The following is a 21,349-nucleotide window of genomic DNA, read 5'->3' as shown; positions in this document are numbered from 1 at the left end:
CCGTCCCACCCGCGGCGCGACCGCCTCACCGCCCCAGCAGCCGCCGCGCCGTCTCCATGTGGTCGGGCACCAGGGGACGCCCGTCCTCGATCTCCCAGAGGGAGTTCTGCAGGACGCGTCCGAGCGTCCACGCCCTGGCCCGCTCGCGGTCGAGGCCAAGGACCTCCGTCATCGCGTCGAACCGCCACCGCACCTCGTCCGCGTCGAACTCGTTGTCGAGGGCGGGCCACAGGTCGAAGCCGGGGTCCCCGGCGAGCGGCTTCGGGTCGATGGCGAGCCACGGCTCGCGCTCGCTCGCGAGGACGTTCTCGAAGTGCAGGTCCCAGTGCAGCATCCGGTCCCCCGGCTCCCCCAGGACCTCGCGCACCGCGCCCCCGCAGCGCTCGACGAGCGCGCGTTCGGCCGGGTCGGCGATCGCCCGCAGCGCCCCCGGCAGTTCCTCGACCATCTCGGCCGCGATGTCGCCGAGCCGCCGCATGCCCTCGGGCGCGGGCCCGGCCGTCAGCCGGGCGAGCAGTTCCGCGATGACGAGGACGGCCTCACGGGTGTCGGTCATCGTCGACAACATGCGCCCGGCGTCGAGGCGTTCGAGCAGCATGGTGCCGGTGCCCGCGTCATGGTCGAGGAGCCGCACCGCCCCGTCGCCGCCCCACACCCGCAGTGCGACCGGCTCGCCCTCGGTCTCCTCGTCCAGGACCTGGAACTTGACCACGGCGGGCGTGCCGTCGGCGCGCACCACGGGCAGCACGAGCGCGGCCATGCCGTGCATCGGCTCTCCGTCGGGGGTCAGCTCCCACCGCTCGACGAACTCCCGTACGCGGGCGGGCAGCCCGGCGACGAAGGCGCGGCCCGCCTCCCCCGCGTACATGTGCTGCGACGCGACAAGACCCTCCGGAACGCGAATGTCGATCACGGCCCGGACCCTACCGGCGTGCGTGAATCGCCGCATGAGGATTTTTCGGGACGTGACCGGACCCGCGCGGGCCACCAGGCGCGCCCCCGGGATCGCCACCCGGATCGCCACCCGGATCGCCACCTACGTCCGCACCGCCCCGGGCACGTACATCTGGCTGACCACCCTCTTCGTGACGACCGTCGCCATGCACCACATGTCGCCGGAGTTCGAGGACGCCTTCCTGCGCCAGCACTCCACGAACATCCACGAGCTGTCGCGGAACCCCGTGCGGGTGCTGATCTCCAGTGCGTTCTGGATCGACGGCGGGAGCTGGCTGCCGTACGCCGTGCTCTACACGGTGTTCCACGCGAGCGCCGAGCACTGGCTCGGCACCCGCCGCTGGCTGACGGTGGCCGCGCTCTCCCACGTCCTCGCCACCCTCATCAGCGAGGGCGTCCTCGCGCTCGCGATCCACCACGGTGCCGCGCCCGGCTCCTCGGCCAACACCCTGGACGTGGGGGTGAGTTACGCACTCGCGGGCGTGGTCGCCGTGCTCACGTACCGCATCCCGCGCCCGTGGCGGTACACGTACCTCCTGACCGTCCTCGCGGTGTACGGCACCCCGCTGATCACCGGCAGGACCTTCACCGACCTGGGCCACTTCACGTCGGTCCTGGTCGGCCTGGCCTGCTACCCGCTCACCCGAGGCGCCGCCGGGAAAACCCCGCCGCACGCCGGAAAAGCCCCACCGCCCGTCAGAAGAGCACGGCCGTCCGTCAGGAGATCCCCGCCGCCCTGAGCTCCTTGGCGAACGCCGCCTGCTCGTACAGCGCGTTGCCGCTGCCCCCGGCCTTCTTCCCGTCGATGAAGACGGTCGGCGTGCCCTGGACTCCGTCGGCGGTGAAGGCCTCCATCGCCTCACCGACCCACTTCTTGTACGTCCCGTTGGTGACCGCCTTGTCGAAGGCGCCGCCGCGCAGGCCGTCGACCTTGTCGGCGATCTTCAGCAGGAACGCCGGGGTGTAGGCGTCCTCGGTCTCCTCCTCCGCCTGGTTGGCGAAGACCGCCGCGTGGAACTGCGGGAACCTGCCCGCCTCCACGGACGCCCGCAGCGCGTTCGCCGCGTTCACCGAGCCGCTGCCGCCGAGGTTGTTGTCGAGGAACGAGGCGATCGTGTACTCGACCTTGACCTTGCCGTCAACGACCGGCTTCACCAGCGCCTGCGCCCCGCCGTCCTCGAACTTCTTGCAGAACGGGCAGCGCGGGTCCTCGTACACCTTGACCGTATGCTTGGCCTTCGGATCGCCGACCGTGATCACGCCGCCCTTCACCGAGGCGGGCACGTCGGCGAGTTGGACACTGGCCGCCGGGGGCTCCTCGGCGTTCGGGGCGTCGGCCTCCGGGGACCGCGCACCGGACGGATCACGGGACGGGCCGCCGGACGACGCGGCGGGCTTCTCGTCCGCGCCGGCGCTCTTGCCGCCGCCCTTTCCGCTGTCGTCGCCGCCGTCGGGGCCACAGGCGGACGCGGCCACCCCGATCAGCGCCGCCGCTGCCACCGCGGCGGCGACGCGCCCGGCCCTGCGTCCGGCCTTGTGTACGGCCATGGGTGGAGACCTCCAGAATTTCGACACGTACCGCTCAAAGTATCGAAATCTATCCCGTGTCCCGGCTGCCGAACGTCCCGCCCCCAAGGACCAACGGCCCACCCCCTGCCCACGGCCCCCACCTGCGCAGTAACGTCCGCCCATGAGCAGCAGCACGAGCAGCGCGGCCGACGCGGGCGCCGCGGCGAACGCACACAGCGCAGGCATCCCCTACCACCGGACCGGCCCGGTCAACGGCGGCATATCGTTCTGGTACGCCGACCAGGGCCTGCCCCCCGTCCGCGAGCCCCTGACCTCCGACGCGACGGCGGACGTCTGCGTCGTCGGCGGCGGTTACACCGGCCTGTGGACCGCGTACTACCTGAAGAAGGCCGCCCCCTTCCTCCGCGTGACCGTCCTGGAGCAGCGGTTCTGCGGCTACGGCGCCTCCGGCCGCAACGGCGGCTGGCTCTACAACGGCATCGCGGGCCGCGACCGCTACGCGGCGCTGCACGGCCACGAGGCCGCGGTCCGCCTCCAGCGGGCGATGAACGACACCGTCGACGAGGTGATCAGGGTTGCCGCCGAGGAGTCCGTCGACGCCGACATCCACCACGGCGGCGTACTCGAAGTGGCGTACACCCCGGCCCAGTTGGCCCGCCTGAAGGCCTTCCACGAGACGGAACTCTCGTACGGGGAGAAGGACCGCACCCTGCACGGCGCCCGCGAGACGGCCGAGCGGGTACGGGTGGCGGGGGCCGTCGGCTCGACCTGGACCCCGCACGGCGCCCGCCTGCACCCGGTCAAGCTGGTCCAGGGCCTGGCCGCGGCCGTCGAGGCGCTCGGTGTGACAATCCACGAGTCGACCCCCGTCACGGAGATCAAGCCGAAGCACGCCGTCACCCCCTACGGCACGGTCCGCGCCCCGTACGTGCTGCGCTGCACGGAGGGCTTCACGGCCTCCCTCAAGGGCCAGCGCCGCACCTGGCTCCCGATGAACTCCTCCATGATCGCGACGGAGCCGCTGACCGACGCCCAGTGGGAGTCGATCGGCTGGGCGGGCCGCGAGACGCTCGGCGACATGGCGCACGCCTACATGTACGCCCAGCGCACCGCCGACGGCCGCATCGCGCTCGGCGGCCGCGGCGTCCCGTACCGCTACGGCTCGAAGACGGACAACGACGGCCGCACCCAGCAGCCCACCCTCGAGGCCCTCCACGCCATCCTGACCCGCTTCTTCCCCCAACTCGCGGGCGTGCGGGTGGCGCACGCCTGGTCCGGCGTCCTCGGCGTGCCCCGCGACTGGTGTGCCACGGTCACCCTGGACCGCGCCACGGGCCTCGGCTGGGCGGGCGGCTACGTCGGCTCGGGCGTCGCCACCGCCAACCTCGCCGCCCGCACCCTGCGCGACCTGGTCCAACAGGACTCGGGCCAGGCGGGCCCCACGGACCTCACCACGCTCCCCTGGGTGAACCACAAGGTCCGCAAGTGGGAACCGGAACCGTTCCGCTGGCTCGGAGTCCACGGCATGTACGCCACGTACAACGCCGCCGACCGCCGCGAACAGACCACCCACACCACGCATTCCTCCCGCCTGGCCCGCTGGGCGGACCGGGTGGCGGGGCGGCACTGACCGCCGGGCACGGCCACCGCCCCGTCCTCCGGCCCCGCCCCTTCCGAAAACGGCGCCTCTCCAAGCGCGTTGTCACACCTCTGTGCCAACATCACGGATCATCCGTTCAGCCTGGGGGGGCTCGATGCCTGAACCACGTCCTGCTGCGAGACGCGCGGTGCCCACCGCCGTATTTCTCGTCCTGACCGCTCTACTGGCCCTGTTCGTACCGTCCGTGCTGTCGTCGACGGCAGCGCACGCCGCGGAGCCGGAGTGCGCACCGCTGGTCCTCGCGCCGTTCGGCGACCCGGGCGGCGCGGTCGGCAAGGCCACCGTCGCACCTGACACGACGACGTGTCACACGGTCACCACCGAAGAAGCCGGCCTCCACCTGGTCTCGTTCGAAGACTCCAGCAACGACGCACACGTCGAGATCTACCGCGGTGACACCCGGGTCGACTGCTACGACAACGAGTACCGCGTCGACGGGTGGTGCGACCTCTCCGCCGAGACCACCTACACCCTGAAGGTCGTCAACAGCGGCTGGGAGGACGCCGAGACCGCGGTCACCGTCGTCCCGCTCAGCAGCGAGCGCGGTTGCGCGCCGAAGACCGGCACCAACTGGGACCAGCCGACACCGGCACGCACCTCTGCCAGCCCCGTCGAGATCGACTGCCAGCCCTTCGAAGCCGAGCCCGGCGACCGCATCCGGCTCACCGACGGCACCCGGTCCTACGGCGAGTCCACCGCCTGGCTCACGGACGCCACCGGCGCCCGCATCTGCCCCCGTTTCCCCGAGGACGACGAGGACAGCTGCGTCCTGCCCGGCAAGGGCCCCTACCGCGCCCTGTCCCGCGTGACCTCCGTCGAGCACGGCTTCCCCGCCGAGTACGCGGTCACGGCGCGCCGCCTGAACGACCCGCAGGGCTGCCCGTCCGCCCCGGTCCGGCCCTACGGCCCGCTGACCGCACAGGACCTCACCACGACGCCCTGCTTCACCGTCGACACCGAGAAAGCGGGCACGTACCGCTTCGACTCCGTCGACAAGGACGGTGAGACCGGCCCGGTCCGCGTGCTCGACCGCTCCGGCAAGACCGTCTGCCGCAACACCGAGGCGCCCTGCCGGCTGCCCGGCGCCGGCGCCTACACCGCCTATACCGACGGGTCGTCCCCCTTTCACACCACTCCGCGGGGCCTGATCGTCCTCGACCGCGCCTCCGACCGCGGCTGCGTGAAGAGCGAAATGGGCGTGCACAAGGGCGAGTTCAGCGCGTCCGGACAGTACGACTGCTTGAGCCTCGCCGCCCCGAAGGGCGCCCGCATCGCGGCGCTCACCCCACTCGACGCCTCCGGAGTCGACGCCGACGTGGAAGTCCTCGACAGCGAGGGCACCGCGCAGTGCGGAGCCGAGCAACTCGCCGCGGGCGACTGCGCCCTCACCGGCGCCGCGCCCTACCGCGCGCTCGTCCACGCCGAGGGCACCCCGCACACCGGCCCGTACACGGTCGCCGTCCACCGCACGGACGCCGCCGACGACTGCCCCGTCCTGCCCGCGGGCAGCTTCACCGCCGACGGGGCCAAGGCCACGTTCTCCACTGGGGTCGGCACCTTCTCGCGCTGCCTGGCCATCCCGGCGGACGCCCACACCTCGGCCGAGGTCCTACAGCTCCTCGCCACCTCCGGTGACGTCCCCGCGAAGTTCTCCGTGCTCGACGCCACGGGCAAGCGGGTCTGCGACCGCTACGCCACCACCAGCGGCTGGACGGTCTGCCCGCTCACGCCGGGCAAGGCCCACACCGTCCTCGTCACCGGCAGCGACAAGGCCGCCGAGTACACCCTGACCCGGCGCGACGTGACGGCGACTGCGTCGTCCGCCGGCTGCACGAAGACCGCGGCCGTCAAGGTCGGCGGCCCCTCCGTCAAGGGGGCGTACGGCGCGCCGGGCACCCTGCGCTGCCACCAGGTCACCACCGGGGCGGACACGGACGTCCTGCACGTCGACGTGCGCGACACACTCGGCACCGCCGACATCGCCGTCCTCGACCACGACGGCGCGTCCGAGTGCTCGCTGCGCAACCGCTCCTGCGCGGCCACCGGAAGCACCACCCACCAGGTCCTCGTCCAGGTGCCCGCCAACCTGAAGGCGGCGCCCGAGTACCACCTGGACGCCCTGCGCATCGCCACCGCCGCGGGGCCCGCCCCCGAGTGCGCGAAGGTCCCCTCGATCGCCTACGGATACGGTCCGGTCACCGGCACCCTCGACGAGTCCCGCACCGCGGTGTGCGCGGTCCTGCCCACGTCCGCCTTCGACTACTTCGACGCCGAGATCACGGACACCACCGGCGCCGACACGACGGCGGTCCCCGCGCTCTACGGCAACACATGGAAGAACGGCTGCACCCTGAGCGTCCCCGACGGTTACGTCTGCGGCGTGGACGACTCGTCCTCGGTGCCCCACCGGCCCTCCGTGTTCGTCCTCGGCCTGCCGGAGAAGGCGTCGAGCACCTCCTACCGTGCCACGCTGAAGTGCTCGTCGTCGCGCTGCGGTGAAGAGAAGGTCACCGTCACCGGCCTGACGCCGATGACGGCGCCCGGCGGCACCAAGCCCACGCTCACGGTGACGGGCACCGCCCTGCACCCCGACTTCACGGTGGAGCTCCACCAGGCAGGCAGGACCCTCAAGGCGAAGACGACATCGGTGTCGGCCGACAACCGCACCCTGAAAGCGACCCTCGACCTGACGGGTGTCCCGGCCGGGGAGTGGCAGGCGTCCGTCATGGCGAACGGGCGGTACTCGCGCGGCACCTTCACCGTGACCGAGCCGGCCCTCACCAAGACCGCCGCGCCCAAGGTGACGGGGACGGCGGCCGTCGGCTCCACCGTCACCGCCGCCCCCGGCAGCTGGTCGGCGACGCCCTCCTCCTACAGCTACCGCTGGAAGGCGGACGGCACGGCGATCGACGGGGCCACGTCCTCGACGTACAAGATCCCGGCGGCGTACCTGGAGAAGAAGCTGACCGTCACGGTCACCGCCCACAAGGCGGGCTGGAAGGACGGCACCGCGACGTCGTCGGCGGCGACGGTCGCCGAGGGCGCCGCACCCAAGGCGACGACGAAGCCGTCGATCACCGGCACCGCCAAGGTCGGCAAGGTCCTCAAGGCGGCGAAGGGCACGTGGTCGCCCGCTCCGGGCTCGTACTCCTACCAGTGGTACGCGAACGGCGCGAAGATCACCGGCGCGACCAAGTCCTCCCTGACCCTGAAGACCGCCCAGCGTGGCAAGAAGATCACGGTGAAGGTGACGTCCCATCGCACCGGTCACCACGACGGAACGTCGACGAGCAAGGCCACGGGCGCCGTCGTCCGTTAGCCCGAAACCGACGAAGGCCCAGGCCACCGATGAGGTGCCTGGGCCTTCGCCACGGGAGCCCCCTGTCGGATTCGAACCGACGACCTACGCATTACAAGTGCGTTGCTCTGGCCATCTGAGCTAAGGAGGCACACGCGGTCCTCGCGGATCGCGCCCCCGCAGTGTAACCAACCCCGCCCCCGCACCCGTCGAAAATTTCCTCGAAGGTCGTCCAGCCGCGACTGCTGACAGACCGCGGGCCTCCGGTATACGGTCACGAGCAGTTCACTCAGGTGGACTACACCACTCCCTCTCTACAACGGATCGTCCGGCACGTTCCTGCCGGTGAAGGGGGCCCTCACCATGGCCACTGTTTCGTTCGACAAGGCGACCCGCATCTACCCGGGTGGCGACAAGCCCGCCGTCGACGGCCTCGACATCGAGATCGAGGACGGCGAGTTCCTCGTACTCGTCGGCCCGTCCGGTTGCGGCAAGTCCACCTCGCTCCGGATGCTCGCGGGGCTCGAGGACGTGAACGCCGGCGCCATCCGCATCGGTGACCGCGACGTCACGCACCTGCCGCCGAAGGACCGGGACATCGCCATGGTGTTCCAGAACTACGCGCTCTACCCGCACATGACCGTCGCCGACAACATGGGCTTCGCCCTGAAGATCGCCGGCGTGAACAAGGCGGAGATCCGGCAGAAGGTCGAGGACGCCGCCAAGATCCTCGACCTCACCGAGTACCTGGGCCGCAAGCCCAAGGCGCTCTCCGGCGGTCAGCGCCAGCGTGTCGCCATGGGTCGCGCCATCGTGCGTGAGCCGCAGGTCTTCCTCATGGACGAGCCGCTCTCCAACCTCGACGCCAAGCTGCGCGTCTCGACGCGTACGCAGATCGCCAGCCTCCAGCGCCGCCTCGGCATCACCACCGTGTACGTCACCCACGACCAGGTCGAGGCCATGACCATGGGCGACCGCGTGGCCGTGCTCAAGGACGGGCTCCTCCAGCAGGTCGACTCGCCCCGCAACATGTACGACCGCCCGGCCAACCTCTTCGTCGCCGGCTTCATCGGCTCCCCGGCCATGAACCTCGTCGAGGTCCCGATCACCGACGGCGGCGTGAAGTTCGGCAACAGTGTCGTTCCCGTGAACCGCGAGGCGCTCTCCGCCGCCGCCGACCGCGGGGACCGCACGGTCACCGTGGGCGTCCGCCCCGAGCACTTCGACATCGTCGAGCAGGACGGCACCACCGCCAAGACGCTCTCCAAGGAGACCGCCGACGCCCCGGCCGGCCTCGCCGTCTCCGTGAACGTCGTCGAGGAGCTCGGCGCCGACGGGTACGTCTACGGCTCCGCGGAGGTCGCCGGCGAGCACAAGGACCTCGTGGTCCGCGTGAACGGCCGCCGCGTCCCGGAGAAGGGCGCCCAGCTGCACGTCGTACCGCGTCCGGGTGAGACCCATGTGTTCTCGACCTCGACGGGCGAGCGCCTCAGCGACTGACCCCGACCGCACCCCGCTCACCAGCGACGCGCAGGGCCCCGCACTTCGGTGCGGGGCCCTGCGCGTGCGGCCACGTTGTCGACAAATACCCCGGCACATCGGGCATTTCGCCGCGGCCACGTCAACACCGGTCCAGAGAAACCTGATTCCGTGTCGCTCGACCGAGTGACTAAATGTCGCCAAATCATCACCTAGCGCTACGCTCACTCGCGTGACGCACTCCGCCAACTACACCCAGAAGCCGCGCCGAGCCCACCGGGGCCCCGCCCGCCGCATCGGCCGCACGCTCGCCCTCGTCCTGCCCGTGATGCTGGTGCTTTCCGGGACCCTCGCGGTCACCAGCGTCAACTGGTCGGGGAACTCCTCGGACTCGATGCTCACCGCATCCGCCGACAACCTCTCCAAGCCCGCCAAGTCGCGCGCCCCACAGGACATTGTGCGCGACCGGCTTCTCCTGGAGCTCCAGGAGAAGAACCCGGGCGTCGCCCTCACCCACCTCCAGCAGGAGGTGAACCGCCACCCCTCGCTCGCCCGGCACTGCGCCGCGATCGCCCGTGCGCTCGGCCGTGCCGCCGTGCGGGTGTACGGCCCGAGCCGCGCCCAGTCGTACGCCAGGCCCGTCTGTGACACGTCGTACGCCACCGGCGTGGCCCGGTACGCCTCTTGAGACGTCCGGCGCCCGCGGACCAGGGCGAGGACGGGGGAACGAGCGAGGGCGGCAGCGAGGGCGAGGGCCCGGGCAGAGCCACCGGCACGCACCCGGGCCCGGGACCCGGCAGCAGCCCGCGCACACGCCCCCGCACAAGCCCGCGCACGCGCCCGTACACGACTCCGCGCCGGGGCCCGGGGCACAGCCGCACTGCGTCCGCTTATCGTGCAGTGCATGACTGCTGACCCGCCGCCCCGGCAAGCCGTGATCCTCGCCGGAGGCCAAGGCTCCCGCCTCCGCCCGTACACCGACGACCGACCCAAGCCGATGGTCGAGATCCCCGGCACGGGGACCCCGATCATCGGCCATCAGCTTGCCTGGCTGGCCGCCGAGGGCGTCACGGACGCCGTCGTCTCCTGCGGCCATCTCGCCGAGGTCCTCCAGGAGTGGCTGGACTCCGCCGACCTTCCGCTGAACGTCACGACGGTCGTCGAGAAGGAGCCCCTCGGCCGCGGCGGCGGCCTCAAGTACGCCGCCCGCCACCTGCCGCACGCGGACCAGCCCTGGTACGCGACGAACGGCGACATCTGGACCCGCTTCTCGCTGCGCGACATGGCGGCCTTCCACGGTGAGCGCGACGCCACCGCGACCCTCGCCCTGGCCCGCCCCCGTATCCCGTGGGGCGCCGTCGAGACGGACGCGTTCGGCCACATCACGGACTTCATCGAGGCCCCGCCGTCCCCGTACCTCATCAACGCGGGCGTGTACGTCTTCTCCGCCGCGTTCACCGAACTCCTGCCGGACCTCGGCGACCACGAGCGCACCACGTTCCCCCGCCTCGCCCGGGCGAAGCGGCTGGCCGGCTTCCCGCTGCCGCAGGGCGCCTACTGGCGCGCGATCGACACCGCCAAGGACCTCACCGAGGCCGCCAAGGAGCTCTCCGCACAGGCCCGTTGAGGGCTCATCCTCATCGCACGCGACTCTTCCTCCGGGTACGCCGACGGGGCCCCGCACACCTGGTGTGCGGGGCCCCGTCCGTGCGGCGGGAGCGGTGGGGCCGGGTCAGCGCCCGAGGACGCCGCCCAGCAGGCCGCCGGGCTCGTCGCCCCCGGTGCCGCCCGACGTGCCGGCGCCGCCGCCCGTACCGCCCGTGGTGCCGGAACCTCCGGTCGTCGACGGGCCCGCGGTCGTGGCCGACGGCTGCTGCGGCGCCGACTGCTGCGGCGGGGCCTGGCCCGACGTGCCGCTGCCCCGGGTCTGGCTGGGCTGCGTGGAGCCGACCGTGGCCGTGTCGCGGGAGCGGGCCGCCCCCGGCGTCGCCGCGCCACCCTGCGTGGGGCTCGCCGAACTGCCCTGCGTGGGGGCGCCCGTCGAGGCCGTGGGGCTCTGCGCCTGACGGTGCTGCCGCTTCTTCGCGGGGTCACCGGGGAGCGGGGAGCCGGGCAGTTCGTTGCGCGGGGCCTCACCGGGTCCCGGCGCGGTGACGCGGTCCGCGTCCCGCACGGCGCCGCCCAGCATCGAGCCGATGAGCAGCGTGAGGCCGACCACGACCGCCCCGACCAGGGCACCGCGGCGCAGCACGCGCCGCCGCAGGTCCCAGATGTCGACGCGCGGCCCGAGCGTGCGCCAGGCCTCGCCCGCGAGGCGTCCGTCCACGGAGTAGACGGGGGCACCCGCGATGATCAGCGGCGACCAGGCGGCGAGGTAGATGATGTCCGGCGCGTCGTAGGCGGGGACGGTCTTCCAGCTCACCGTGACGATGAGCGCCGCCGACAGCAGCACGCCGATCGAGGCGGCGACGCGCTGCCAGAGCCCGAGGACCGTCAGGACGCCGACGACGACCTGGAGGAAGGCGATGGAGAGGCCGGCGCCCACCGGGTGCTGGAGGGCGAAGTCGCGCAGTGGCTCGGCGAGCGCCCAGGGGTGCAGCGAGGTGAGCCACTTGACCATGGAGCCGCGCCGGCCGCCGTCGAAGTAGACGGGGTCGCAGAGCTTGCCCATGCCGGCGTAGATGGAGATGAAGCCGAGGAAGACGCGCAGCGGGAGCAGGACGACGCCGAGGTTCATGCGGCGGCCGGGGTAGTAGGCGTGCCGGACCGGGTCCGCGCCGTGCCGGCGGCCCCGTTCCGCGCCGCCGTCCGCGTCGTCGTGTCCGTACCCGTACGCGTCGGCGTCCTCGCGCTCCTGGGCGAACCGTTCGTCGTAGTCGCTGCCCGACGGCCGCATCTGGGGCAGCAGCCGGGTCCCGGATTCGGGGGCGCGCGGTCCGATGACGGCGGGCGTCTCGGCGGTCTCGGGGCCGTCGTCGAGGTCGATGCGCGGGATGACCTGCGTGGCGCCGGCCTCTTCGAAGGGCCCGGCCTCCTCGGCCGAACGGCGCACGCTGCTGCCTCGGACGGCCTGCAGCAGTCTGATCGCGCCGGTGTCGTCCGGATCGGACTTCCCGCTCCAGACGACGGGCGCGCGACGCCTGGCGGCCGCCCCGACGGCGGGGATCCGCACCGTCTCGTCGGGGGTGCCCAAGTGCCGTGAGATACGCGGGGATTGAGTGCGCCCAGCGGCGGGAAGCTGCACGCGGAAACTCGCGTGATTGACGATGACCTGCGCCGGGTCGCTCGGCACCTTCACCATGCTCAGCGCGGGAGCATCGTCGAAACCTGACGAGCTTCCCCCCGTGGGAGTGCGGGGTGTTCTGGTGTCCACACTCATCTAACCGAGTGATGTGTGTTTAGGACACTGCCTTGACCATGGGGAAATGTCCGGGCCGCGTCAAGAGATCACCGCGGCCCGGACATCGGGACGGATCAGGCGCGGCGGCGCGAGGCCTCGTAGAGCACGACACCGGCGGCGACACCGGCGTTCAGCGACTCGGCGCCGCCGGGCATCGGGATCCGCACCCGGAAGTCGCACGTCTCGCCGACGAGCCGGGACAGGCCCTTGCCCTCGCTGCCGACGACGATGACGACCGGGCCGCTGAGCGCCTGGAGGTCACCGACCTCGTGCTCACCGTCGGCGGCCAGGCCGACGACGGCGACGCCCGCCTTCTTGTACGCCTCCAGGGCGCGCGTCAGGTTGGTGCAGCGCGCGACCGGGGTGCGGGCGGCGGTGCCCGCGGACGTCTTCCAGGCGCCGGCCGTCATGCCGGCGGCGCGCCGCTCGGGGACGAGGACGCCGTGCCCGCCGAAGGCGGAGACGGAGCGGACGACGGCGCCGAGGTTGCGCGGGTCGGTCACGCCGTCGAGGGCGACGATCAGCGGGTCCTCACCGGCGTCGTACGCGGCGGCGGCGAGGTCCTCGGCGTGCGCGTACTCGTACGGCGGGACCTGCAGGACGAGGCCCTGGTGGTTGAGGCCGTTCGTCATGCGGTCCAGCTCGGGGCGCGGGGCCTCCATGAGGTGGATGCCGCCGCGCTCGGCCGCGAGCTGGAGCGCCTCGCGGACCCGCTCGTCGTTGTCGATGAACTGCTGGACGTAGAGCGTGGAGGCGGGCACGCCGTCGCGCAGCGCCTCGAAGACCGGGTTGCGGCCGACGACCATCTCGGAGGTGCCCTTGCCGCCGCGCCCCTTGAGCGTGGCGGGACGGCGGCCGCCCGCGGCCTTCTTGGCCTTGGCGTTGGCGATGCGGTTCTTCACATGCCCCTTGCGTGCCTCGGCGGGCGGCGTCGGGCCCTTGCCCTCGAGGCCGCGGCGCCGATTGCCGCCGCTGCCGACCTGCGCGCCCTTCTTGCCGGACATGCGGCGGTTGTTAGCGGCCATGACCTACCTGTCTGTCGTGTTGCGTGTGCGCGTACGTGCGTACGCGCAGAGGTGTACGTCTATGAAGTGTGCCGCCCGGAAGGCCGGGCGGCACATCAGCGCCGGTCTCTCAGCGCGGACCGAGCGTCCAGCGGGGCCCGCTCGGGCTGTCCTCGATGACGAGACCGGACTGTCCCAGCTGGTCGCGGATGGCGTCGGCGGTGGCCCAGTCCTTGCGGCCGCGGGCGGCCTCGCGCTGGTCGAGGACCAGGCGGACCAGGGCGTCGACGACGCCGTTCAGATCCTCGCCGCGGTCGCTCGCCGCGCCGGCCCAGTGCGGGTCGAGCGGGTCGAGGCCGAGGACGCCGAGCATGGCGCGCACCTCGGCGAGGCGGGCGACGGCGGCTTCCTTGTCGTCGGCGGCGAGGGCGGAGTTCCCCTGCCGCACGGTGGTGTGGACGATGGCGAGCGCCTGCGGGACGCCCATGTCGTCGTCCATGGCCTCGGCGAAGGCGGGCGGCACCTGGGCGGCGGGCTCGACGACGCCGCCGGCCATCTCGACCACGCGCTGCACGAAGCCCTCGATGCGGGCGAACGCGGACTCGGCCTCCTGCAGGGCCTCCGGGCTGTACTCGATCATCGAGCGGTAGTGCGGGGTGCCCAGGTAGTAGCGCAGGACGATGGGGCGCCACTTCTTGACCATCTCGCTGACGAGGACGGAGTTCCCGAGGGACTTCGACATCTTCTCGCCGCTCATGGTCACCCAGGCGTTGTGCACCCAGTACCGCGCGAAGACGTCGCCGAAGCCCTTGGCCTGGGCGATCTCGTTCTCGTGGTGCGGGAAGATCAGGTCGATCCCGCCGCCGTGGATGTCGAACTCGCGGCCCAGGTACTTGTGGGCCATCGCCGAGCACTCCAGGTGCCAGCCGGGGCGGCCGCGGCCCCACGGGGTCTCCCAGCTGGGCTCCCCCTCCTTGGCGGCCTTCCACATGGCGAAGTCACGGGGGTCGCGCTTGCCGGTCTCGCCCTCGCCGGACGGCTGGCGCAGGTCGTCGAGGTCCTGGTTGGACAGCTCCAGGTAGCCCGGGAAGGACCGCACGTCGAAGTAGACGTTGCCGTCCGCCTCGTAGGCGTGGCCGCGCTCGATGAGGCCGCGCATCATCTCGATCATCTCGGTGATGTGGCCGGTGGCGCGGGGTTCGTAGGTGGGCGGGAGGCAGCCGAGCGCGTCGTATCCGCTGTTGAAGGCGCGCTCGTTCGCGTACCCGATGGACCACCAGGGGCGGTCCTGCTCGGCCGACTTCTTGATGATCTTGTCGTCGATGTCGGTCACGTTCCTGATGAACGTGACGTCGTACCCGCGGTAGGCGAACCAGCGGCGCATGATGTCGAAGTTCAGGCCGGACCGGATGTGCCCGATGTGCGGGGCGGCCTGCACCGTGGCACCACAGAGGTAGATCGAGACACAGCCGTCGTTGAGGGGGCTGAAGTCACGGATCTGCCGGGCGCTGGTGTCGTACAGGCGAATCGTCACCACACCAGGGTAGTGGTCGCGGGGCAGTGCCCTGCGCCCCCTTGGGCCACAGGGCACCGAACTGTGACGTCACGCGCCGCGCGGGGCCGCGCACGCCGTCCTCAGATGCTGCCGACGACCTTGCGCGCCGAGACGCGGACGACCACCCGCTGGGTGTCGTCCTTCGAGGACGGGTTGAACTCCGCGTACTTCTTGCCGGTGTACTTCACCGACAGCTCGTCGATGAGCTCCTGACCGCCCTCGGTCGTCATCGTGGCCGTGCCGCGGATCTCCGCATAGGTGTAGGGGGCGTCGAACGGCTGGACCAGCACGGTCACCCGCGGATCACGCCGCAGGTTCTTCTCCTTGCGCCGGTCGATCGTCGTCGAGAACAACACCTCGTCCCCGTCCCGCTTCACCCACACCGGTGACACCTGCGGGCTCCCGTCGGGCTGGATGGTGGCGACGTTGATGAAGACGGGGGTGTCGAGCAGCGCCTTGAGGTCGTCGGACAGTGCGGCGGACATGGATCTCACTCCTTCGTGAGGGCGGTCGGGTGGGTGTTCACCTCTACAAGGCGTACGAGTACCCCATCGGCGCCTCAGTGCGACGTGCGTACCACCAACGCGGTGGCGACCGCCGCGAGGCCGTCGCCGCGGCCCGGGAAGCCGAGGCCGTCGGTGGTGGCCCCGGAGACCGTCACGGGGGCGCCGGCCGCTTCGGAGAGCACCTTCTGCGCCTCCTCCCTGCGCCTGCCGATCTTCGGGCGGGGGCCGATGACCTGGACGGCGACGTTGCCGACGGTGAAACCGGCGCCCCGGACGATCCGGGCGGCCTCGGTGAGCAGCGTCAGACCGGAGGCACCCGACCACTCGGGGCGGCCGGTGCCGAAGTGCGCGCCGAGGTCGCCGAGGCCCGCCGCGGAGAACAGCGCGTTGCACGCGGCGTGCGCGACGACGTCGGCGTCGGAGTGCCCGGCGAGGCCGGGGCCCTCGCCCTCCCACTTCAGGCCCGCGCACCACAGCTCGCGGCCCTCTTCGAAGGCGTGGATGTCGGTGCCGATGCCGACCTGGGGCAGCAGCACCTGGGGCTGCGGCTGGGGCTGGGGGGGCTCAGAAGCCATCGTTGGCCCTCCTGCGGGCGAGGACGGCCTCGGCGAGGACGAGGTCGAGGGGGCGGGTCACCTTGAAGGCCTCCTCGTGGCCCGGCACGCACACGACGGGCAGGCCCAGCTGCTCGACCATGCCGGCGTCGTCGGTGACCTGGCCGGTGACGCTCGCGTGGGCGCGCTCCAGCGTGGCCCGGTCGAAGCCCTGCGGGGTCTGCACGGCGCGCAGCCGGGCCCGCTCGGGCGTCGCCACCACGGGTTCGGGCCCGCCCGGCGCCGCGGCCGGCTCGACCTGCTTGACGGTGTCGGCGAGCGGCAGCGCGGGAACCACGGCGGGCGCCCCGTCGCGGACCGCCTCGATGACGCCGTCGACCGTGTCGACCGGCACGAGGGGGCGGGCGGCGTCGTGCACGAGGACGACGTCGAAGCCGGGCGGCAGCGCGTCCAGACCGGCCCGCACGGACTCCTGACGGCTCTCGCCGCCGGGGACGACGAGGAAGTCGGTCCGCTCGGGCAGCGCGTGGTCGTCGAGGAGGGTCTTGACCTCGGGGGCGCCGTCGGGCGGTGCCACCACGACGACGAGGGAGACGGCGCGGGACTCCGCCATCGCGCGCACCGCGTGGATGAGCATCGGGGTGCCGTTCAGCGCGCGCAGTGCTTTGGGGGCGCCAGGGCCGAGGCGCACGCCCCGCCCAGCCGCGGGAATGACCACCGCGGTACGGGATTCGCTAGACATCGGTTCCGTTCAGGTTTGTGTGCTCGACCGACGTGGGTATGGCCACACCGTGTCGGGTGGGACGCCTCGACCGGACCCTTCCGTGACATCCGGTCGAGCGAGCTTCCCGGGCCCGGCACGCCGAACACGGCCCCTTCGGGGTCGCCATCACCCAATACGGACATGCGGGTACGAACATGCCGCAGCGCCCGGCGACACCATCAGGGTCAGCGGGCACCGCGGCATTGCTGCGCCAATTCAGCGCGGAACTTCCGAGGCGGCTGCCCCGGACCGTCCGCGTCAGGACGCGAGGACCTCGTCCAGCAGGGCCTCGGCCTTGTCCTCGTTCGTGTTCTCCGCGAGGGCGAGCTCGCTCACCAGGATCTGGCGGGCCTTGGCGAGCATGCGCTTCTCGCCGGCCGACAGTCCCCGCTCCCGCTCACGACGCCACAGGTCACGCACGACTTCCGCGACCTTGATGACATCGCCGGAGGCGAGCTTCTCGAGATTTGCCTTGTAGCGACGCGACCAGTTCGTGGGCTCTTCGGCGTACGGCGCGCGCAGTACTTCGAAGACCCGGTCGAGGCCGTCCTGCCCGACCACATCACGCACACCGACGAACTCCGCATTGTCCGCTGGCACACGCACCGTCAGGTCGCCCTGGGCGACCTTCAGCACCAAGTAGGTCTTGTCCACGCCTTTGATCTGGCGAGTTTCGATAGCCTCGATCAGCGCGGCCCCGTGATGGGGATAGACCACGGTGTCGCCAACCTTGAACGTCATGTGACAGGTACCCCTTCCGTGGCTATCCATCCTAACACGAGAACCGCCTCTTCTGAATGGCGTTTTCGCAGGTCAGGGCATATCTCGGGGCTTGACAACAGCAACAGGAACGTGCTGCGGAGGGCTGCCGGAACGGGGTATTCGCAGGTCGGAGCGGCTCTCCGGGGACCCGGAAACGCGCCCGATACGCGCCCCTCAAGAGCGCTCCGGGCGGCCGAACGTCCCGGTTTGCGCGGTTCCAAGCGGTGAACTTTCGATACTCCGTTCGGAGGCGGAAGAGGTGTGCTGTGCGCCGTCCGGAGCGATTCCTGAATTGATCAAGGCACCGGGTGATCAATTCTCCGTGCCCCCATGCATTCCTTACCGGAAATCCGCAGGGCGGGCACCCCGAGTCCTTGACGGCACATATCCGAAAGACGGCCGAGGGGGCATGGGGACGGGCGGGGTGCGGGCCGTCCGGCGGGGCGTGTGGCGTCCGGAGGGCGGCCGGGCGCGTTAGGGCCTGTCCGGCGGGTCAGGTCGCATCCGGCCGGCCTGCACGTCTCGGTGCCGGTGAGCGGGGTCTGGTGCGTCGAGATGCAAGGCGGAGGAGGGCGGCAACGCGGAGCGTTGGCAACCGACGACAACGCCGCAGATCGGCGTGCCAGACCCCGCGCCCGCGACAAGACCCGCCGGACAGGCCCTAAGGGGCGGGTCGGGTGCGGTGGCACGGGAACGGCTCGGTAACCTAAGCGCGCTGACACACCCTTAGGACGGCTTTACGGCCGCCCGCCCGTCCTGTACCGCCCACGTTCAAGGAGTTGCCGCCGCCGTGAGCCGCAGCCTTCGACGCGGCGCCCTCGCCGCCACCGCCATCGCGTTCTCGCTTGCCTCGCTCTCCGCGTGCGCAGCCGGCAACAACGCTCAGACGATGGAGGTCAAGCCGGACAACGCCGCGATCTCCGTCGGCGACATCAAGATCCAGAACGCCCTGGTCATCACCCAGCCGGACAAGGAGGCCCAGGGCCCTGCCGCGGTCTCCGCGACGATCTTCAACGCCGGCGACAAGCCCCAGACCCTGAACGCCATCTCGGTCGAGGGCGCCGACAAGAAGGCCAAGCTCGCCCGGGGCAAGGACGACAAGGCCTCCAAGCCGAACGGCCCGCTGACCATCCCGGCCGGCGGCTCCCTCGTCATCGGCGGCAAGGACAACGCCTCCGCGCTCATCTCGGGCGCCGGCGAGGAGGTCAAGGACGGCAACGCGCAGCGGGTCACCTTCGACTTCAGCAGCACCGGCAGCGTGAAGATGGAGGCGTTCGTCGTCCCCGCCGACAGCTACTTCACCAAGTGGGGCCCGAGCCAGGTGCCGCAGGCGCCGAACGGCAAGGCGTCGGAGTCGGCGAAGCCCGGTGAGTCGGGCGAGCCGAGCGAGTCGGGCAAGCCCGGTGAGTCCGGCAAGCCCGGTGGCGGCGGCACGGACCCCTCGGGTACGGCCTCCGGCAAGCCGTCCGGCAACGCCTCCGGCGAGGCCTCGGACGCGGGCGAGCACGGTGCGGACGCCGGGACCGGCGCCGAGCACTGACCGCCGTGGCCGAGCACTGATCGCCGTATACGCGATACGCGCGGCACGAAGGGCGGGACCCCACCGGGGTCCCGCCCTTCTTCGCGTCGGTGTCCGCTCTTTACGGCTCGAACTTGTAGCCGAGGCCGCGCACCGTCACCAGGTAGCGCGGCGCGCCCGGGTCCGGCTCGATCTTGGCGCGCAGGCGCTTGACGTGGACGTCGAGGGTCTTGGTGTCGCCCACGTAGTCGGCGCCCCAGACGCGGTCGATGAGCTGCATGCGGGTCAGGACGCGGCCCGCGTTGCGCAGCAGCATCTCCAGGAGGTCGAACTCCTTCAGCGGCAGGTCGATCTTGGAGCCGGAGACCGTGACCACGTGGCGGTCCACGTCCATGCGGACCGGGCCGGCCTCCAGGGCCTGCGGGGTGACCTCCTCGGGCTCCCCGCGGCGGCGCAGGACCGCGCGGATGCGGGCGACCAGCTCCCGCGAGGAGAAGGGCTTGGTGACGTAGTCGTCGGCTCCTATCTCCAGGCCGACCACCTTGTCGATCTCGCTGTCCTTGGCGGTCACCATGATCACCGGGACGTTGGAGCGGCTGCGCAGCTGGCGGCAGACCTCGGTGCCGGGCAGGCCGGGCAGCATCAGGTCGAGCAGGACGAGGTCGGCGCCGTTGCGCTCGAATTCGTCGAGTCCGTCCGGGCCGGTCGCCGCGATGGCGACTTCGAAGCCCTCCTTGCGGAGCATGTAGGACAGGGCGTCGCTGAAGGATTCCTCGTCCTCGACGACGAGCACTCGGGTCACGGAAGGACCTCCGGGGCAGGAATGGGTTCGTACGTGGTGGTCGCGGCGGTTGCCGTGCCCCCGTCGGGCGGGGTGGCGGTCTCCTCGTCGAGTCCGCCGCCGTTTCCGCCGCCACGGCCGGCTCCGCGGTCGCGGTGCGCGGCCGCCTCGGGCAGCCGCAGGGTGAAGGTGGAGCCCTGTCCCTCGGAGCTCCACACGGTGACCTCCCCGCCGTGCGAGGCGGCCACGTGCTTGACGATGGCGAGGCCGAGGCCGGTGCCGCCGGTGGCCCGGGAGCGGGCCGGGTCGACGCGGTAGAAGCGCTCGAAGATGCGCTCCTTGTCCTTGTCGGAGATGCCGATGCCCTGGTCGGTGACGGCGACCTCGATGAACTCCCCGGAGCCGAAGGCCTGGAGGGCGCCTCCGCCGCCGGGTGCGGCGACCCGGCGGGCGGATATGCCCACGCGGGTGCGGGCCGGGCTGTAGTTAACGGCGTTCTCCACGAGGTTGCCGAGGGCGGCGGCGAGCTGGCCGCGGTTGCCCCAGATCTGCAGGTCGGCGGTGCCTCCGGAGGCCATGGTGATCTGCTTGTGGGAGGCCTGGTGCCGGCTGCGGTCGATCGCCTCCGCCACCAGCTCGTCGACCGGGACGGGCTCGGCGTCCTCCAGGGGGTCGTCGTTCTGCACCCGGGAGAGGTCGATGAGCTCCTGGACGAGGCTGGTCAGGCGGGTCGCCTCGATCTGCATGCGGCCCGCGAAGCGCTCGACGGCCTCCGGGTCGTCCGAGGCGTCCATGACGGCCTCGGAGAGCAGGCTCAGGGCGCCGACCGGGGTCTTCAGCTCGTGGCTCACGTTCGCGACGAAGTCGCGCCGTACCGCCTCGATGCGGCGGGCCTCGGTGAGGTCCTCGACCAGGAGCAGCACAAGGCGCGATCCGAGCGGCGCCACCCGGGCGGAGACCGCGAGGGCCTCGCCGCGTCCGGTGCCGCGCCGGGGCAGGTCCAGCTCGACCTGGCGTATCTCCCCGTCGCGGCGGGTGTCGCGGGCCATCTGCAGCATCGGCTCGACGGCGAGCTTCCCGCCGCGTACGAGTCCGAGCGCGTACGCCGCCGAGCTGGCCTTGACCACGCTGTCGGCCTCGTCGAGGACGACCGCGGAGGAGCGCAGCACGGAGAGCACCGTGTCCACGCCGGGCGGCAGTACGGGGTCGGTGTGCAGGGAGGTCCGGGTGGGGCGTTTCTGGTCGCGTTCGCTCCATCGGAACGCCAGCATGGCGATGACGCCGGTGCACACCCCGGCGATCGCTGCCGCTGCGGCGACCGCCGCGTTCACGTCCATGTCTCCAGGTTATGCGCCGGTTCGGTGCCGCCCACAGCCAAACGGGTGCCGACTCGAACACTCGTCGCCCAGAGTTCACCGAGGGGACGGCGCCGGTTCACTTCTCCCGGCCGGGCGGCGGCGGGCCCGCGCGGGGCCGGATCGGTACGTCGCCCACAGTTCACCTCGACGACGGTGGTGATTCATGTGGGGTGCCGGAAACGGACGCGTGCGGCCCGCACCGTGGGAGCGTAGGGGCCAGCCCCTT

18 protein-coding genes and 1 tRNA gene are annotated in these 21,349 nt (G+C 71.7%); 7 read left to right on the top strand and 12 right to left on the bottom strand.

What is annotated here, in order from left to right; all coding sequences use genetic code 11:
* Window positions 1-25: 25 nt before the first annotated feature.
* Window positions 26-949, bottom strand: a complete 924-nt coding sequence (locus ACZ6B8_RS36605; RefSeq protein ID WP_471610030.1) for an aminoglycoside phosphotransferase family protein — start codon at window positions 947-949, stop codon at window positions 26-28.
* On the opposite strand from ACZ6B8_RS36605, the gene ACZ6B8_RS36600 reads away from it, so the two are divergent.
* Window positions 948-1,694: a rhomboid-like protein gene (locus ACZ6B8_RS36600; RefSeq protein WP_471610029.1), complete on the top strand. Its 747-nt coding sequence runs from the start codon at window positions 948-950 to the stop codon at window positions 1,692-1,694. The two genes, ACZ6B8_RS36605 and ACZ6B8_RS36600, sit on opposite strands and share 2 nt — an antisense overlap.
* On the opposite strand, the gene ACZ6B8_RS36595 is transcribed toward ACZ6B8_RS36600, so the two are convergent.
* Window positions 1,672-2,502, bottom strand: a complete 831-nt coding sequence (locus ACZ6B8_RS36595) for a DsbA family protein (protein WP_471088079.1) — start codon at window positions 2,500-2,502, stop codon at window positions 1,672-1,674. The two genes, ACZ6B8_RS36600 and ACZ6B8_RS36595, sit on opposite strands and share 23 nt — an antisense overlap.
* A 142-nt stretch (window positions 2,503-2,644) precedes the next feature.
* On the opposite strand from ACZ6B8_RS36595, the gene ACZ6B8_RS36590 reads away from it, so the two are divergent.
* Together ACZ6B8_RS36590 and ACZ6B8_RS36585 are read left to right on the top strand one after the other, a co-directional pair.
* A complete protein-coding gene (locus ACZ6B8_RS36590) occupies window positions 2,645-4,114 on the top strand; it encodes an NAD(P)/FAD-dependent oxidoreductase (protein WP_471610028.1) in 1,470 nt (489 codons plus the stop codon).
* Window positions 4,115-4,271: 157 nt separating this feature from the next.
* A complete protein-coding gene (locus ACZ6B8_RS36585; protein WP_471610027.1) occupies window positions 4,272-7,463 on the top strand; it encodes a Tat pathway signal protein in 3,192 nt (1,063 codons plus the stop codon).
* 56 nt (window positions 7,464-7,519) lie between these two features.
* Here ACZ6B8_RS36585 and ACZ6B8_RS36580 read toward each other — a convergent pair.
* A tRNA-Thr gene (locus tag ACZ6B8_RS36580) sits at window positions 7,520-7,593 on the bottom strand.
* Between the two features lie 212 nt (window positions 7,594-7,805).
* Between ACZ6B8_RS36580 and ACZ6B8_RS36575 the strand changes: the two genes are divergently transcribed.
* The 3 genes from ACZ6B8_RS36575 (at window position 7,806) to ACZ6B8_RS36565 (ending at window position 10,548) form a co-directional block, all read left to right on the top strand.
* Entirely contained in the window at window positions 7,806-8,942 is a 1,137-nt protein-coding gene (locus tag ACZ6B8_RS36575) for an ABC transporter ATP-binding protein (RefSeq protein WP_358712291.1), read from the top strand.
* Between the two features lie 211 nt (window positions 8,943-9,153).
* Window positions 9,154-9,609, top strand: coding sequence for a hypothetical protein (locus tag ACZ6B8_RS36570; protein ID WP_362372224.1), 456 nt, complete (start codon window positions 9,154-9,156; stop codon window positions 9,607-9,609).
* A 216-nt stretch (window positions 9,610-9,825) separates the two neighbouring features.
* A complete protein-coding gene (locus tag ACZ6B8_RS36565; protein WP_471088089.1) occupies window positions 9,826-10,548 on the top strand; it encodes a nucleotidyltransferase family protein in 723 nt (240 codons plus the stop codon).
* A 105-nt stretch (window positions 10,549-10,653) separates the two neighbouring features.
* Here ACZ6B8_RS36565 and ACZ6B8_RS36560 read toward each other — a convergent pair whose 3' ends face one another.
* From ACZ6B8_RS36560 to ACZ6B8_RS36530, 7 genes are all read right to left on the bottom strand, one after another.
* The gene (locus tag ACZ6B8_RS36560) at window positions 10,654-12,300 is read right to left on the bottom strand and encodes a DoxX family membrane protein (protein ID WP_471610026.1); all 1,647 of its coding nucleotides are present in this window, start codon (window positions 12,298-12,300) and stop codon (window positions 10,654-10,656) included.
* A 95-nt stretch (window positions 12,301-12,395) separates the two neighbouring features.
* On the bottom strand, window positions 12,396-13,346 hold the full coding sequence (gene rlmB, locus ACZ6B8_RS36555) for a 23S rRNA (guanosine(2251)-2'-O)-methyltransferase RlmB (RefSeq protein WP_471088093.1): 951 nt from the start codon (window positions 13,344-13,346) through the stop codon (window positions 12,396-12,398).
* A 109-nt stretch (window positions 13,347-13,455) separates the two neighbouring features.
* Window positions 13,456-14,859, bottom strand: coding sequence for a cysteine--tRNA ligase (gene cysS / locus ACZ6B8_RS36550; RefSeq protein WP_471088095.1), 1,404 nt, complete (start codon window positions 14,857-14,859; stop codon window positions 13,456-13,458).
* 101 nt (window positions 14,860-14,960) lie between these two features.
* Window positions 14,961-15,365 (bottom strand): PPOX class F420-dependent oxidoreductase, encoded by a 405-nt coding sequence (locus tag ACZ6B8_RS36545; RefSeq protein WP_471088097.1) that lies wholly within the window; start codon window positions 15,363-15,365, stop codon window positions 14,961-14,963.
* Window positions 15,366-15,439: 74 nt separating this feature from the next.
* A complete protein-coding gene (gene ispF / locus ACZ6B8_RS36540; protein ID WP_471610025.1) occupies window positions 15,440-15,961 on the bottom strand; it encodes a 2-C-methyl-D-erythritol 2,4-cyclodiphosphate synthase in 522 nt (173 codons plus the stop codon).
* Window positions 15,951-16,682 (bottom strand): 2-C-methyl-D-erythritol 4-phosphate cytidylyltransferase, encoded by a 732-nt coding sequence (gene ispD, locus ACZ6B8_RS36535; protein ID WP_471088101.1) that lies wholly within the window; start codon window positions 16,680-16,682, stop codon window positions 15,951-15,953. The genes ispF and ispD overlap by 11 nt, the downstream gene beginning before the upstream one ends.
* A 279-nt stretch (window positions 16,683-16,961) precedes the next feature.
* The gene (locus tag ACZ6B8_RS36530; protein ID WP_003953493.1) at window positions 16,962-17,444 is read right to left on the bottom strand and encodes a CarD family transcriptional regulator; all 483 of its coding nucleotides are present in this window, start codon (window positions 17,442-17,444) and stop codon (window positions 16,962-16,964) included.
* An 811-nt stretch (window positions 17,445-18,255) separates the two neighbouring features.
* Between ACZ6B8_RS36530 and ACZ6B8_RS36525 the strand changes: the two genes are divergently transcribed.
* The gene (locus ACZ6B8_RS36525) at window positions 18,256-19,005 is read left to right on the top strand and encodes a copper chaperone PCu(A)C domain-containing protein (protein WP_471088103.1); all 750 of its coding nucleotides are present in this window, start codon (window positions 18,256-18,258) and stop codon (window positions 19,003-19,005) included.
* A 100-nt stretch (window positions 19,006-19,105) separates the two neighbouring features.
* Here ACZ6B8_RS36525 and phoP read toward each other — a convergent pair whose 3' ends face one another.
* Together phoP and phoR are read right to left on the bottom strand one after the other, a co-directional pair.
* Complete coding sequence (phoP, locus tag ACZ6B8_RS36520) at window positions 19,106-19,786, bottom strand: two-component system response regulator PhoP (protein ID WP_362372203.1); 681 nt, start codon at window positions 19,784-19,786, stop codon at window positions 19,106-19,108.
* Window positions 19,783-21,102 carry a two-component system sensor histidine kinase PhoR gene (gene phoR, locus ACZ6B8_RS36515; RefSeq protein ID WP_471088105.1) on the bottom strand — a complete coding sequence of 440 codons (1,320 nt, stop codon included), beginning with the start codon at window positions 21,100-21,102 and terminating at the stop codon, window positions 19,783-19,785. Before phoR ends, phoP begins: the two co-directional genes overlap by 4 nt.
* Window positions 21,103-21,349 lie beyond the last annotated feature (247 nt).

The sequence above is a fragment of the Streptomyces sp. NPDC041122 genome, from assembly GCF_055592445.1.
This window is presented reverse-complemented; position numbering and strand designations above follow the sequence as displayed.

What these genes read in the sequence shown, in the direction of transcription:
- ACZ6B8_RS36530 (WP_003953493.1), bottom strand. Translation starts at nt 17,444, where the DNA reads ATGACGTTCAAGGTTGGCGACACCGTGGTCTATCCCCATCACGGGGCC.
- rlmB (WP_471088093.1), bottom strand. Translation starts at nt 13,346, where the DNA reads ATGGCCGCTAACAACCGCCGCATGTCCGGCAAGAAGGGCGCGCAGGTC.
- ACZ6B8_RS36575 (WP_358712291.1), top strand. Translation starts at nt 7,806, where the DNA reads ATGGCCACTGTTTCGTTCGACAAGGCGACCCGCATCTACCCGGGTGGC.
- ACZ6B8_RS36590 (WP_471610028.1), top strand. Translation starts at nt 2,645, where the DNA reads ATGAGCAGCAGCACGAGCAGCGCGGCCGACGCGGGCGCCGCGGCGAAC.
- ACZ6B8_RS36605 (WP_471610030.1), bottom strand. Translation starts at nt 949, where the DNA reads ATGCGGCGATTCACGCACGCCGGTAGGGTCCGGGCCGTGATCGACATT.
- ACZ6B8_RS36545 (WP_471088097.1), bottom strand. Translation starts at nt 15,365, where the DNA reads ATGTCCGCCGCACTGTCCGACGACCTCAAGGCGCTGCTCGACACCCCC.
- ACZ6B8_RS36595 (WP_471088079.1), bottom strand. Translation starts at nt 2,502, where the DNA reads ATGGCCGTACACAAGGCCGGACGCAGGGCCGGGCGCGTCGCCGCCGCG.
- ispD (WP_471088101.1), bottom strand. Translation starts at nt 16,682, where the DNA reads ATGTCTAGCGAATCCCGTACCGCGGTGGTCATTCCCGCGGCTGGGCGG.
- ACZ6B8_RS36565 (WP_471088089.1), top strand. Translation starts at nt 9,826, where the DNA reads ATGACTGCTGACCCGCCGCCCCGGCAAGCCGTGATCCTCGCCGGAGGC.
- ACZ6B8_RS36600 (WP_471610029.1), top strand. Translation starts at nt 948, where the DNA reads ATGAGGATTTTTCGGGACGTGACCGGACCCGCGCGGGCCACCAGGCGC.
- phoR (WP_471088105.1), bottom strand. Translation starts at nt 21,102, where the DNA reads ATGGACGTGAACGCGGCGGTCGCCGCAGCGGCAGCGATCGCCGGGGTG.
- ispF (WP_471610025.1), bottom strand. Translation starts at nt 15,961, where the DNA reads ATGGCTTCTGAGCCCCCCCAGCCCCAGCCGCAGCCCCAGGTGCTGCTG.
- ACZ6B8_RS36560 (WP_471610026.1), bottom strand. Translation starts at nt 12,300, where the DNA reads ATGAGTGTGGACACCAGAACACCCCGCACTCCCACGGGGGGAAGCTCG.